This is a genomic window from Nostoc sp. DedQUE05 (genome assembly GCF_034530955.1).
GTDB lineage: Bacteria > Cyanobacteriota > Cyanobacteriia > Cyanobacteriales > Nostocaceae > Nostoc.
This window is the reverse complement of sequence record NZ_JAVRCB010000066.1, coordinates 22,706-36,108: the sequence shown is the minus strand read 5'-3', so window position 1 is coordinate 36,108 and position 13,403 is coordinate 22,706. Positions and strand designations below refer to the sequence as shown.

At 40.4% G+C, this 13,403-nt stretch carries 8 protein-coding genes; 5 read left to right on the top strand and 3 right to left on the bottom strand.

The genetic code is table 11. The features are described from left to right. Positions 1–1,051 precede the first annotated feature (1,051 nt). Positions 1,052–1,873 (top strand): SDR family NAD(P)-dependent oxidoreductase, encoded by an 822-nt coding sequence (locus RMZ42_RS32095; RefSeq protein WP_322675220.1) that lies wholly within the window; start codon positions 1,052–1,054, stop codon positions 1,871–1,873. Between the two features lie 342 nt (positions 1,874–2,215). Here the strand turns inward: RMZ42_RS32095 and RMZ42_RS32090 are convergent, their stop codons facing one another. Further along, positions 2,216–3,454, bottom strand: coding sequence for a ScyD/ScyE family protein (locus RMZ42_RS32090; RefSeq protein WP_322675219.1), 1,239 nt, complete (start codon positions 3,452–3,454; stop codon positions 2,216–2,218). A 437-nt stretch (positions 3,455–3,891) separates the two neighbouring features. On the opposite strand from RMZ42_RS32090, the gene RMZ42_RS32085 reads away from it, so the two are divergent. Further along, the gene (locus RMZ42_RS32085; protein WP_322675218.1) at positions 3,892–5,391 is read left to right on the top strand and encodes a glycosyl hydrolase family 57; all 1,500 of its coding nucleotides are present in this window, start codon (positions 3,892–3,894) and stop codon (positions 5,389–5,391) included. An 869-nt stretch (positions 5,392–6,260) separates the two neighbouring features. On the opposite strand, the gene RMZ42_RS32080 is transcribed toward RMZ42_RS32085, so the two are convergent. Further along, complete coding sequence (locus tag RMZ42_RS32080) at positions 6,261–7,619, bottom strand: sensor histidine kinase (protein ID WP_322675217.1); 1,359 nt, start codon at positions 7,617–7,619, stop codon at positions 6,261–6,263. Positions 7,620–7,923: 304 nt separating this feature from the next. On the opposite strand from RMZ42_RS32080, the gene RMZ42_RS32075 reads away from it, so the two are divergent. Together RMZ42_RS32075 and RMZ42_RS32070 are read left to right on the top strand one after the other, a co-directional pair. Beyond that, complete coding sequence (locus RMZ42_RS32075) at positions 7,924–8,673, top strand: Uma2 family endonuclease (RefSeq protein WP_322675216.1); 750 nt, start codon at positions 7,924–7,926, stop codon at positions 8,671–8,673. Between the two features lie 116 nt (positions 8,674–8,789). Continuing rightward, positions 8,790–9,959, top strand: coding sequence for an S-layer homology domain-containing protein (locus RMZ42_RS32070; RefSeq protein WP_322675215.1), 1,170 nt, complete (start codon positions 8,790–8,792; stop codon positions 9,957–9,959). 206 nt (positions 9,960–10,165) lie between these two features. Here RMZ42_RS32070 and RMZ42_RS32065 read toward each other — a convergent pair whose 3' ends face one another. Then, a complete protein-coding gene (locus RMZ42_RS32065) occupies positions 10,166–10,603 on the bottom strand; it encodes a CAAD domain-containing protein (RefSeq protein ID WP_322675214.1) in 438 nt (145 codons plus the stop codon). Between the two features lie 1,106 nt (positions 10,604–11,709). Here RMZ42_RS32065 and RMZ42_RS32060 point away from each other — a divergent pair. Beyond that, positions 11,710–13,383 (top strand): sensor histidine kinase, encoded by a 1,674-nt coding sequence (locus tag RMZ42_RS32060; protein ID WP_322675213.1) that lies wholly within the window; start codon positions 11,710–11,712, stop codon positions 13,381–13,383. Positions 13,384–13,403: the final 20 nt, after the last annotated feature.

The window sequence follows — 13,403 nt, the reverse complement described above, 5'->3', positions numbered from 1 at the left end:
CAAAACGACTTTGAAGTACCTCAACACGACTTTGGAGTACCTCAACACGACTTTGGAGTACCTCAACATGACTTCGAGGTATCTGTTTTACAAATATTCTTAACCGAGCAGTATTGATATCCATCCTTGCTGCGAGTAAGTCGATTTAAGCGTGGGGTAATAATTTCTAATTACGTAAATTTACGGGATACGACTTTAGGCAGAATCATCAATTAGGAATCATGTTGACTTACAGTTAGATCCCCGACTTCTCTAAAAAGTCGAGGATCTTATTATTCATGAATGATTGAAGTTGGTTATAGACAAAGCAAGTCTCAAGCATTACTTTGATGAACTCAAAGCTAAACCTAAATAAATTACTATTTATCCTAAAATTTTGGCAGATAATTTTAGACAACAATCTAGCCATTTTTGATTATTTTCAATCAATAAAGGTCATCAATCTATATTTTCAATAAAACAGTAAATATGCAGTAAATATACTGATGTAATTTTGTGAGTTAAAAACTCTAACTATTGCAACCATCAGCCAAAATCCTATATGTCTTTTTTGTTTCTAAACCATGAATTAGATATAGCAATTTCCTAAAACAGGGCTATTTGTCAGGAAAATGAGATATTTATGCTGAGGGATTCATAAAAACTTATTTAATAAAATCTTTTGTATATATATATTTGTCGTTAAAAAGTATTAAGAAATTCTTATTAAAGAATATTGCAATAGCTTGATTTAATTGCTAACGTGTGTATGACAGCGATGCTGATGAACGCTCGGATCTAGGAGAAATAAAATCTATGAGCTATACCCATTCAGCCAAGTGTGTTAGGCTTTGACGGGTTCAAAACGAGAAATTTCTGCCTCGTATAGACAATTATGAGGGATTGCAGATTAACCAAGAAATATCTTGTTGCTAAAGGCTTAGTTTCAGTTTGATTTGAATTGTGATTAATTATTTGTCTTACTTTGTGCCGACAAGTAAGTAGCTCTTGCTTGTGTGTATCGGCAATAACGAAGAGTTTGGTAAGACTTAAATTTTGGAGAATAAAACTAATGGAGATTCAAGGTAAAGTTGCCCTAATTACAGGGGCTTCGCGTGGAATTGGACGAGCGATCGCCATCGAATTAGCGCAACAAGGCATCAAGCGGATGATATTGATAGCACGCGATCGCCGCAAGTTAGTGGAGGTAGCCAACGAAATCGAGGCGATGGGTACAGAAGCTGCGATCGTGGCTTTAGATTTGACGCAGACAATTGAAGTAAATATCGCTGTTGCCCAACTCTGGCGCAATTACGGACAGATTCATTTGCTGGTTAATTGTGCGGGAGTCGCATATCAAAGTTCGTTTTTGCAATCTAAAATGCCCCAAGTTCAAGAAGAAATTTCGGTGAACTTGTTAGGGATGTACAACCTCACTAGTTTGATTGCTCGACGCATGGCCAGTCAAAGACAAGGGACAATTGTCAATGTATCGAGCTTGATGGGGAAAGTTGCAGCACCAACGATGGCGACATACTCAGCAACCAAGTTTGCCATCTTAGGATTTACCCAAGCCTTGCGCCAAGAATTAGCCGAACACAATATCCGCGTGATTGCATTACTGCCTTCCCTGACAGACACAGACATGGTGCGCGACTTAAAATTATTCCGCTGGGTAATCCCCATGACTCCCCAGCAAGTGGCTAAAGCACTCGTCACCGGAATGCAGAATGATTCATCAGAAATTTTAGTCGGATGGCAAAGTCATTTAGCTGTGTTGTGTCAACGCCTTGCCCCTTGGTTGTTAGAGCTAATTTTACGCATAGCAACACCGCCAGCACCAAGCAGACAACGACTGATTGAAAAACTTACCCCTTCCCGTAGCGTCTCGTAGAGAAGGGGAGACGCCGAGGGCGATCGCAGACTCAATACTCAATACAGTTCGGTTAACATATTTCTCTCTCGAAGATCCCCCCAACCCCCCTTAAAAAGCAGGGCTTTTTCTCCTCTTTACCCCCTTTTTAAGGCTACGGTGTACACACAAGTCTGAAATAGCTGATTAACCCAAGGTTTTACCCCACCCTAACCCTCCCCGTATGTATTGGGGAGGGAACTAGATTTCTTATTTCCCCCCTTTACAAGGGGGGATTAAGGGGGGTAATTTGACTTGTGTGTACACCGTAGCTTTTTAAGGGGGTCGCCGTAGGCGGTGGGATCTTATCCGAACCGTATTGACTCAACACTCCTGAATAAACTTCTCCGAAATCTTCAGTTTTTTGGCTTTACCCTTGTGCAAAAAAGTAAGGCTCGCAGTGCCAAGAAATGCTAATAAGCTGAAAGTAGAAGTAGATTCAGGAACAGACTTGGAATTCTCAATTTTGATAACTTGTCCAAGTCCAGGGCCATCGCCTCGGTTTGTCACGTAAATAGCATCATCAGCACCAATAGTCAAAGCAGTAGGAGACTCTAATCCATTGCCACTAAGAATAGTTGTGCGAGTCCCATCCTTGGCTATTTTAATTACAGAACCATCTAGATTACCTTTCCAGAGTGACTGATTAGCGTATTGCAAAGCATATAAATTACCTTGACTATCAAAATCTAAGTCAGTAAGTTGGGTAAAGCCATCAGTATAAACTGTTGGTTTATCATCAGCACCAACTCGGTAGATTTTTGCTTCACCTTCGGGAAAAGGAAAACCAGTTAATTGGCTAATATAATAAGCGCCATCTGGGCCTTTGGCGATATTTGTGGGTACTGCTTGAATTTCAAATGGCGATGACGATGCACCAGTGGGAAAAACTGGATTAGTTAATGTCTGGCGGGGAATTGTGGCGATCGCTTTCAAATTACTTCCATCAGTCCCGACACTGAGTAACTCATTAGCACCAGTATCAACTGCAACAATCTTATTTCCATCTAAAAGAAGAGAGAAGGGATTGCTAATTAGATCGCCTCCATCAGGATTATTTGCAAGTTCATAATTAGCTAAATCAGCCACACTAGTCCAGGAATTTGTATTGAAATTAGCAGTAATGATTTTTCCTAAGTCAGTGTTACCTAATGTGGCGCGAAATGTGGGATCGGAAGCATACCCAACTGCAATATAAGGCTTGCCAGTAGCATCAAATTTGATATCTTGAGGCCCACTACTATCAGTACCATTTGGTAATGCTAGAGAAGGAAGTCCTGTAAGTATACGCTCTTGTGTACCATTTCTAATTTTGGTGACTGCACCAGTTGTGCCATAACATAAAGATTGGCCTGCGGCACTCGGTGAAGGAACACAAGCTCCACTTCCACCTGTTCCTGCCTCTGTGACATAGAGACTGCCGTCAGGGCCAAAACTTAGACCCCGTGGACTATTAAGATCGTCGGCAATTACTGAAAATGATGCCGCTTCTGCTGCTTTTATTCCTGAAAAAGCAGCAATACAAACGCTCAAAAATGTAATTCCAAATTGTTTTAGTTTCATTAGACTGCTCCTAAAATTAAATTTGCGTAAAGCATAGAATAGAAAATTTTATATTAATAAAAAATAATATTTAATGTTTATAGTTTCTGTGAATTTTAGAGCTTATTTAAAAGAGGAAAACAGATTCAAGCCCAGAAAGCCAGATGAAATCTGAATTTCTGAATTTTGAGTTGTATCATACCATTTTCAAAAATATTTGCAACATAATGAATCGGCTATAGGGAGGTACAAATGTACGCTTATAGCAACAAAATTAAATAGAATTACTGTATATTTTTTAGTGTTTTTTATACAAGTGCGATATCAAAACTGTTGAACAACACAGATATTGCGGGACTATTAAGACGATCGCAGTTTGCATCAATACATAAAGTTGCAGTTCAGAAATTGCTGGGCGATCGCATAATGAGACATACCTTGTTTCGGAGCAATCAGAAATGCTTTCCTTCCCCACAACCCTGACTCCTTTGCCCGAAATCATTGATGGCTTACCGAATATTTCTGGTTGGGAAATAGAGGTTCTCTCTGTAGTTAACCAAGATCGACCAGTATTTTTACCAACCACGAATATTAAGTTGGAAAATGTAAATGCTGTATTTGCGATCGCTTTGCACATGCACCAGCCAACTATACCTGCTGGAAATGGCGGTACACTCATCAGCAATCTGCAATATATGTTTGAACATCCCCATGAAGGGGATAACCACAATGCAGATCCCTTTGCCCATTGTTACAGCCGCATGGGTGACTTGATCCCCGAACTTGTCAATCAAGGTTGCAATCCGCGTGTAATGTTGGATTACTCTGGTAATCTTCTGTGGGGACTGCGGCAAATGGGACGCGGTGATGTTCTCGATAATCTTAAACGGATTACTTGCGATCGCACCTACCAACCTTATGTAGAATGGCTGGGTACAATGTGGGGTCATGCAGTTATTCCTTCCACACCCATAGCAGATATTAAATTACATATCGTTGCATGGCAACATCACTTTGCAGCAATTTTTGGCTGGGAAGCACTAGCGCGAGTCAAAGGATTTTCGCCCCCAGAAATGCACCTACCCAATCACCCTGATGCTCTCTATGAATTTGTGAAAGCGCTAAAAGAATGTGGATATCGCTGGTTACTTGTTCAAGAACATTCTGTAGAAACTCTTACTGGTCAATCTCTCACTTATAAACATTTACCACATCGTTTAATTGCCCGTAATTCTCAAGGCGAAACAATTAGCATCACAGCCTTAATTAAAACCCAAGGTTCCGATACTAAATTAGTTGCTCAGATGCAGCCTTATTATGAAGCTAAAACATTATCTAAACAACAACTTGGTAGTGTGTCTATACCATCAATAGTTAGCCAAATTGGCGATGGTGAAAATGGCGGCGTGATGATGAATGAATTTCCTAGTGCTTTTAAACAAGCTTGGTGGGATATGGTAAATAATGGCAGAGGAAAATCAGGTATTGTTGGTGTGTGTGGTACAGAATATTTAGAATTAATCGAAGCTGCTGGATGCAACCCTGAAGATTATCCAACTTGTCAGCCAGTGGGACAATATCAGATTTGGGAGCGAATTTCACCAGATAATATTCAACCGGAAGCTGTAGAGAATGCCATTCAAGAATTAAAGCAAACAAACTCTAATTTTCATCTGGATGGAGCCTCGTGGACAAATCATATCAGTTGGGTAAAAGGATATGAAAATGTGTTGTCTCCCATGTATCAATTAAGCAGTTTATTTCATCAAAAGATCGATCCATTACTGCAAACTGACTCAGAAGAACCGATTGCTAGACAATCTCAATACCGTAACGTTCTCCTACATAATCTTTTGCTGCAAACCAGTTGTTTTCGTTATTGGGGGCAAGGCGCTTGGACTGATCACGCACGGGAAATTTATCAACGTGGCGAAAGCTTGCTGCAAAAGACATTTTAATTAATTGCTGTTCTAGCCGTAACGCACTGCATTTATTAGTGCGTTACGCCTGTTTTAACGCACCCTACAATTTAATGCTTGCTGAATCTACCAAAATAAATACGCGATATACCGAAATGAGAAAGTAATCAAGCATTTTGAGAAAGCAATATGCCTTTTTGTTTGCTGAATCTACTGAAATGAGAAAGCATTTAAGCATTTTGAGAAAGCAATATACCTTTTTGCTTGCTAAATTTACCGAAATGAGAAAGTAATCAAGCATTTTGAGAAAGCATTTAAGCATTTTCCTTAATGAATTTTGTCAACAAATGAAGTTAAGGTGAAGTTACTGAAAGTATTCTTTATAATTTCGATGCCAAAGTAAATATTGAGTTTTATCCTTGAACACAACCTACAAATAAATAGACAAACAAGGAGCTTAGAACCTATAGCGCTTCTCGGTTGAGTCCAATACAGACCTAACCCCCCTTAATCCAGCCCTTTCAAGGTGGTGAAATTTAAAACGAAAATTGGTAATTTCAATATTCAAAAATCCCAAAATCTCGGCGGAGGATTCAAAATGGTAGGACTGAAACACTGAAACAATGTATCTTTGTTCGTCACCTTGAAAGGGCTACCCCCCTTAATCCCCCCTTTCCAAGGGGGGAAACCGGAAATCTAGTTCCCTCCCCTTTCCAAGGGGAGGGTTAGGGTGGGGTAAAAACTTGGTTAATCAGCTATTTCAGACTTGTGTGTATACCGTAGCCTTTTAGGAGAGAGGTTTGGAGAAAGATCAAAGTGTATTGCTTCCATTCGATAACCGCTATATTTATAAAATAAAATATTTATAAAAATATTTACATTTAGGTTATTTTCCTAAAAGCATATTGCTACACCAAAGGTAACAATATTTCAAATTTTGTACCTATACCAATCTGTGAATGAAAATTCAATTTACCGCCATGTCTCACAGTGATAATTCGATAACTTACTGCTAAACCAGTATTTTTACCATTCTTTGTTTCCAGAGAAAAAGACTCCGTAATTTGCTGTTGTAATTCTTCAGACATTCCAGAGCCATTGTCAGCAATGCGAATTAAAACCCAGCGAGAATCTGGTGCATCTGGGTTGCTTGCTTCTTGTGATATAACTTCTGTGGTAATCTCAATTCGGGGTTTTTGAACAGTCTTTGTCTCTTCTAAATGTAACTGCTGTCGCACTGCTTCATTGAGTAAAGTATCCACAACTTCACTTAAAATATTCATCAAAACCTGGTTAAATTGCCCCATAAAGCAATACACTGGGGGTAATTGACCGTAGTATTTGACGATTTCAATTTCTCCTTGAAGACGGCTATTAATTAATAAAATTATGCTATCTATACAGGCGTGTAAATCTACTGGTTTGGGAAAAAGTTCATCAATATGACAGAAGTTTTGCAAGCTAGTAACGAGTTTTTTTAATCTTTCCGCTCCTGTGCGAATACTAGCGAGCGATCGCGACAAATCTTGTTCTAAAAAATCAAACTCAATCTCTTCTTTAATCTGGTTAATTGCCTGAGAAGCTGATGGTAACTCTCGGTCGTAAGCTGCTATGAGTTTGAGTAAATCTTGACTGTAGTTTGAAACATAAATTATGTTCCCCCAAATAAAACCTACTGGGTCTAAAATTTCGTGGGCTACGCCGTCTACTAAACGCCCCAAGTTTGCCATTTTATCATTTTGAATCATTTGGGCTTGACTGCGTTCATAACGAATCAGATTGTCGATTCCCCGAATTTGCCAAGAAATAATATTCAATTCTTGGACATCTAACAATCTATAAGCGCCAGATTCCGTTTCTACGACAATTGGTTCTGCTAATAATTCTGGCGATCGCTTTAAGCTAAGTTGCATTGTTGTTAAAATCGATGTTGTATCAGTAACAAGCAACATCGGTGTCCGCACATAGCTGTAGAGAACAGCTAATGGTTGCTGAACAAATAACTCTTGTCCGAATGGACGAATCAAAAATTCTAGTAGTCGCCGCCGCGAAATCATCCCAATAAACTGTCCCTGTTCTACCAAAATTACTCCTGGTAGCAGGGGGTATTTTTCCAAAAAACTAGCCACTTCCATCCCGGTGTGGCTGATTTCCACCGAGAAGTTATACATTGGTAGTTCTTGGAGAGTTGAATCTAAACCAAGATCGCGATCGCTACCCTCAGACAAAAATGGCGGTGAGATTTGGCAACTAAATTCTTCTGGCACTAGACACCCTGATTTTTTCAAAGACAGGTAAAGAATAAGTTAATATTTTACATTCTGCCACCCTCAAAATCCGATTTTAGTTTAGGTATCTAATAAAACTAGTGGTCTGTCAAGCTGAAAATCTTTCTCAGGCAACTGGAAGTAATTGGCGGGCAATTTATAATCTGGGAGAATATTGAGAAAGCGATGTCTACGACGGTCACTGAGCGCAGCCGTTCGCGCAGCGTCTCGTAGAGAAGTGCGGGCTACGCCTACGCAAGCTAAACTTAAAAATAACCTTTACCAAAAGTGCAAAGGTAGCGTTATGACTTCTGTAACCGATCCACCCAACGCTCTGGCTCCTTTCCCCTTCCCCGATCATACCCAGCTTCCTGAGTCCAATGGTACTTTTGTGAAAAATTGGCAAGAGCATCCCCAAAGCCTTCTACTAACTGACTCAATTACACCCATCCTCAAGCAATTAAATCCTGAAGGTGAATACTGTATAGGGCAGGACTTAGGCATTTACTGGCGCTTGACCGATCCCCTTGAAAAAGGCGCGGAAGCACCAGATTGGTTTTATGTCCCGAATGTACCGTTTTTGCTCAATGGGCAAACCCGACGTTCTTATGTGATGTGGCGAGAATTTATTGCCCCGTTGATTGTCTTAGAATTTGTCTCTGGGGACGGTAGTGAAGAACGAGATAAAACTCCTTTGAAGGGTAAATTTTGGATTTATGAGCAGGTGATTCGTCCTGCCTTCTACGGCATTTATGAAGCGAGTAAAGCCAGCCTAGAAGTTTATCATCTGATTGAAGGACAGTATCAGATTTTACCAGCAAATGAACGAGGACATTATCCTATAGTTGCTTTGGGTGTTGAATTAGGCTTATGGCAGGGAAAATATCAGAATGTGGAATTACCCTGGTTGCGTTGGTGGGATTTACAAGGGAATTTGTTGTTGAGTGGCGATGAAAGAGCCGAACAAGAATCTCAAAGAGCCGAACAAGAATCCCAAAGAGCCGATCGCCTAGCTGCCCAATTGCGATCGCTTGGCGTTGAACCAGAAATCTAATACCGTACTACAAATTACGAATTACGAATTACGAATTAAAAAAGGGCTGGTGTAAAAGAGTCATCTGTGGCTTAATTTGTTTAGACACAAATTTTACTGCTACCAGGGTAATCACGATGACAAATAGACCTCCTTCCGAACCGGAGTCATCCCCAAAAACTGCCCTTGGCTTTGATGAATTTATAGCCATTTTGGTTGCCTTCACCACTATCGGAGCGATTCTTTTTTGGTCATTGTCCCGCAGAGATTCTAGCTGGAACTTAAACGGACTGCTGTTGCCTTCCTCTACTCCATCTCCTAGCGTTCAACCAAATCAAGTATTGCCCTCTCCTACTGCCAAGGTAGAACCTTATACAGTCCCCAACAACGTTTTGCCCTATTCTTCACCTGAAGCTGTTGTTGAACCCAAGACACCTTCATTCCCAACTAACAGCGCAACTCCTTACCGCGCAATGTTACCATCTATTCTGGTAATTCCAACTCAATCCCCACAACCACAAAGACCTGTATCTCCTGCAACAGAACTTGAGTCATCACTCAAATCATCAGCGTTGCCTTTAGTAACTCCGGCAAAACCAAAATCAATCATTCCGCCGCCAATTGCATTTAACGATGTGCCTAATGACTTTTGGGGTAGGCGTTTTATAGACGTTCTTTCTGCCCGTGGGATTCTCAAAGGATTTCCTGATTATTCTTTTAGACCAAATCAGCCTGTAAACCGCGCTGAATTTGCTGCCATACTAGAAAAAGCTTTTGACCAAGAACCATCTAAGACTGCGATCGCATTTCAAGATGTACCAACAAAATTTTGGGCAACTTCAGCAATTGACCAAGCCATCAGTGCGGGTTTTCTCAAGGGCTACCCGAAAAAAACCTTCAAACCGCAACAAAATATTTCACGAGTCCAAGTTTTAGTTGCCCTTGTCAGCGGGTTGAATTTGAAAGCACCCACTTCCCCAAATCAGATTATCAGTTTCTATAAAGATGCTAAAGATATTCCGCCTTATGCTATCGGTAAAATAGCTGCTGCTACAACTAATGGTTTGGTAGTTAACTATCCAAATCCCCAAGTCCTCGATCCCAACAAAGTAGCTAGTCGGGCGGAAGTGGCGGCGATGATTCATCAAGCTTTAGTCAAACGGGGCAAACTGGCGGCAATTACATCTCCGAATATAGTGCGTAGGGATAGCCCAACCCAGGCATCGCCCAAAATCTCTCCAGAACTACCACAGACTCCAAAACCGAACCCAAAGGGTAAATTGCCCACCGCAGGTTCGCCTCAATAATAATTACTAATTAGTAATTCGTAATTAAACCAAGGTTTGAGAAAGCGACCTTTACAGGTCGTAGTGTTAATAAACTTCGTAAGAAACTTCGAGAGAAGTCTGAACGCTGAAAATCGGCGTTCAGACTTCAGTCATTTGGAATTAGGTGTACTTCTACACAGGAGTATACTACGCGTAGCGTCTCATAGAGAAGCGATAATTAGATATTAAGCTTCTGGAATTTGTTTGCCGACAACTTGTGATTTAAGAGTGGTGATTTCACTCGTTAACTCTTTCCTGGTTGAGGCTTTGAGTAAATAACGGTAAACAAACCAGGCAGAGTAACCAATACCGATCAGCTCAAAAGTAGGTGCTACCAAAGGGATATCATTCAAAGCATCTAATATTGCCAAGAGTACTTTAACGGCAACAATCGATCCTACAATCAAACCAACTGTTACCAGGGGTTGCTTATATTGATTAAAGAAGCTTCCTAGATAATCTGGTAATGTTGCTAAAAAGGTAGAAATTTGCTCTCCGTATTTTACCCATTCGTCTTGAGGCTGTGCCGGAGGCTGGAGTTTGGTGATGGTTCCCGTTTGGCTGTTGATCTCTGCCACTGTAGTCTCTTTAGATTGGGTTTCGGTAAATTCTTGTTCTGGCATTTTCACTCCTATTAATTTGACAGTTGAGTTTTTCTAATCTGGATAATTACAACCAAAGGGTTGTTGATTAGGTAATGTACTTGGGAATCAGTACAATTTGGTGAAAGGCACAAAAAGTTTTAGTGTCCTATAACCATAGTTGCCCCATACTATCTACTGCATCAACTACAAGATAGACAGTCAGTAGGAGGATAGAACTCAGAAAGCAGCAGGATGTATTATAATCAACTTCCTGAGTTCTATTTTTGGAATCAACCGGAATCCTCAGGTTGTGATTATCCCATTCCGTGTCATTTGCTCATAATCGTACTAAATCTAAGTACAGATTATCCAAAAATCACTCTACTTCTCATTTATATAAGCCTAGAAGCCGATTTTATCCGATATTAAAGCTATCTTAAGCCGCGTTCGTCAATTCACGCATTCGTATTGATATTAATACGTAATAAAAATTTTTGCTCGTCCATATAGACTAGACTTTTAACCTGTTTTATGATAGGTGTGCCTGAATATGGGAGCAGGGGAGCAGGGGAGCAGGGGAGCAGAGGGAGAATAACTCATAACTCAGCACTCATAACTCATAACTCATAACTCATTACTCAGCACTCCTAATGCCTCTTTGCACCTCTGCTTCTTCCCATCCCCAATTTCCAATAAGTATCAAACCTTTTGTTTTTTTTCCTGATTGTATTAATTTTATAAGGAAGCAGTAAGGTAGAGTAGTGGCTTAGGCGATCGCAATAACTCATTGCTTGCTATCAACCGCATATTGTGGAAAGTAGTGTAGTCAGGAGAAGACGCTCTCAGGTGGGTCTTTGGTGGAGGAAACTATATCATCGATCCTAAAAAAAGTAAGTTATTTGTATAGTAATTATACTTAGATAAACAGTTGGAAAATTTACTTATATAATTTAAGGTGGTACTAATTATCTAGCAAGCAATGATTTGCTCTTGCGATAAAAGAAGATAATGTAGATGTTAATGACTAATTAAGATATTTTGACAATCTAAACTAATTTGATTATTTTTGCAGGAAGGCAAGGAGGTTTGAGAAATGCTTTCCTCAAAAGCCAACCCCTATATACAGCAGTTCAAAAAGCAAAAAAGTGTCAGCCGAAGAGCCATCGACAGACGAACTCCCAACTATAGAATTTCCTTCACGAGGGAAACTCAAAGCTAGTTCTTGGCGTATCCATCAAAAAATTGGTTATGGGTACTTTGTAGCTATTGGAATTGGCTTTTTTGGCTCACTGACTGGGTTAGTGATTGCTAATTACTACCGAGGAAGGGAAGTTAGACAATTCAATCAAGCTTATGAACAAGGACAACTACTGAGTAATTATAAAGATGCCGTAGTAGGAGCGCAATTACATAGTTATAACCTAGTTGCTGTATTAGAAAATTCACAACAACTGCAAAGCAAAAAAGCTGATTTTCTGAAGAATGTTGAAAAAGCCAAGCAACTAGAGTCAAAAATTGGCGGATTTCTCGATACTAAACCTAAAAGACTAGCAGCAACAAGTTCGACTTTACAGACCTTATTGCTGGATTATAAGACTAATTTAAAAGCCTACGTTGACCAAATCGAGGTTGTCTTACAGAAAATTGACTCCCCAAAAGTGCAGCCTCAGAAGATTTCTTCGGCCCGATCGCAGTTATTAACAATAATGCGTGGTGAAACAGCCATGCAGTTAGACCAGCTTTCTCAAAGCTTGACTAACATCCTGCAAACTGCCCAAGAACAAGAGCAAGAAAGGCAAAAAGCCGTTGAGCAGGCGAGAATAGTTGAGCGATTCATCGTGATCGTGAGTATGCTGGTTTCGGTAGCGATCGCAGCTATTGTAGCTTGGCGTACCAGTCGAGCGATCGCTGAACCAGTGATCACTGTAACCCAAGTAGCTGAACAAGTTGCCAGGAAACATAATTTTGATTTGCGAGCGCCTGTTACCACTGAAGATGAAATTGGCCTACTCGCCAAATCTCTAAATCGTCTGATTGAGCGCGTATCTGAGCGAACAAAAGAACTACAACAAGCTAAAGAATTAGCCGAAGCTGCTAGCAAAGCAAAAAGCATATTTTTGGCCAATGTCAGCCACGAATTACGCACACCATTAAATGCTGTCATTGGCTTAAGCCAACTACTAGAAGACGACGCTACGGATCTTGGTTTATCGCCAGACTTTATCACCGACTTAGAAACAATTAATGCTGCTGGTAAGCATCTACTGCACTTGATTAACGAAATCCTCGATTTGTCAAAAATTGAAGCAGGGAAAATGACCCTGTATCCTGAGACATTCGAGATTGCAACGCTAATTCATAACGTTGTTCTCACAGTCAAGCCAGCTATAGAAAAAAATGCCAATGTTTTAGAAGTGGATTTTGATGAGCAACTTGGCACCATGTATGCCGATCAAACCAGGATGCGGCAGGTGTTATTAAACTTACTAAGTAACGCTAGTAAGTTCACTACAAACGGTAAGATAATGCTGACAGTCAAAAGAGAAAAAGATGAAGTCCGGCTGGATGCTCCTTTAGGCAGCATTATTTTCACCGTTACCGACACAGGTATCGGTATGTCTAACCGTCAACAGCAGCAGTTATTTCAACCTTTTACACAAGGTGATACTTCAACTACGAAAAAGTATGGAGGTACGGGATTGGGGTTGGCAATTAGCCGCCACTTTTGCCAGATGATGGGTGGTGAAATTATTGTCAAAAGTCAGCCAGGAATTGGCTCTACTTTCACTATTCGTCTGCCAATGACTGTGCAGGATTGAATGGGGCATTGGGCATTGGG

What these genes read in the sequence shown, in the direction of transcription:
- RMZ42_RS32090 (WP_322675219.1), bottom strand. Translation starts at nt 3,454, where the DNA reads ATGAAACTAAAACAATTTGGAATTACATTTTTGAGCGTTTGTATTGCT.
- RMZ42_RS32095 (WP_322675220.1), top strand. Translation starts at nt 1,052, where the DNA reads ATGGAGATTCAAGGTAAAGTTGCCCTAATTACAGGGGCTTCGCGTGGA.
- RMZ42_RS32065 (WP_322675214.1), bottom strand. Translation starts at nt 10,603, where the DNA reads ATGCCAGAACAAGAATTTACCGAAACCCAATCTAAAGAGACTACAGTG.
- RMZ42_RS32075 (WP_322675216.1), top strand. Translation starts at nt 7,924, where the DNA reads ATGACTTCTGTAACCGATCCACCCAACGCTCTGGCTCCTTTCCCCTTC.
- RMZ42_RS32085 (WP_322675218.1), top strand. Translation starts at nt 3,892, where the DNA reads ATGCTTTCCTTCCCCACAACCCTGACTCCTTTGCCCGAAATCATTGAT.
- RMZ42_RS32070 (WP_322675215.1), top strand. Translation starts at nt 8,790, where the DNA reads ATGACAAATAGACCTCCTTCCGAACCGGAGTCATCCCCAAAAACTGCC.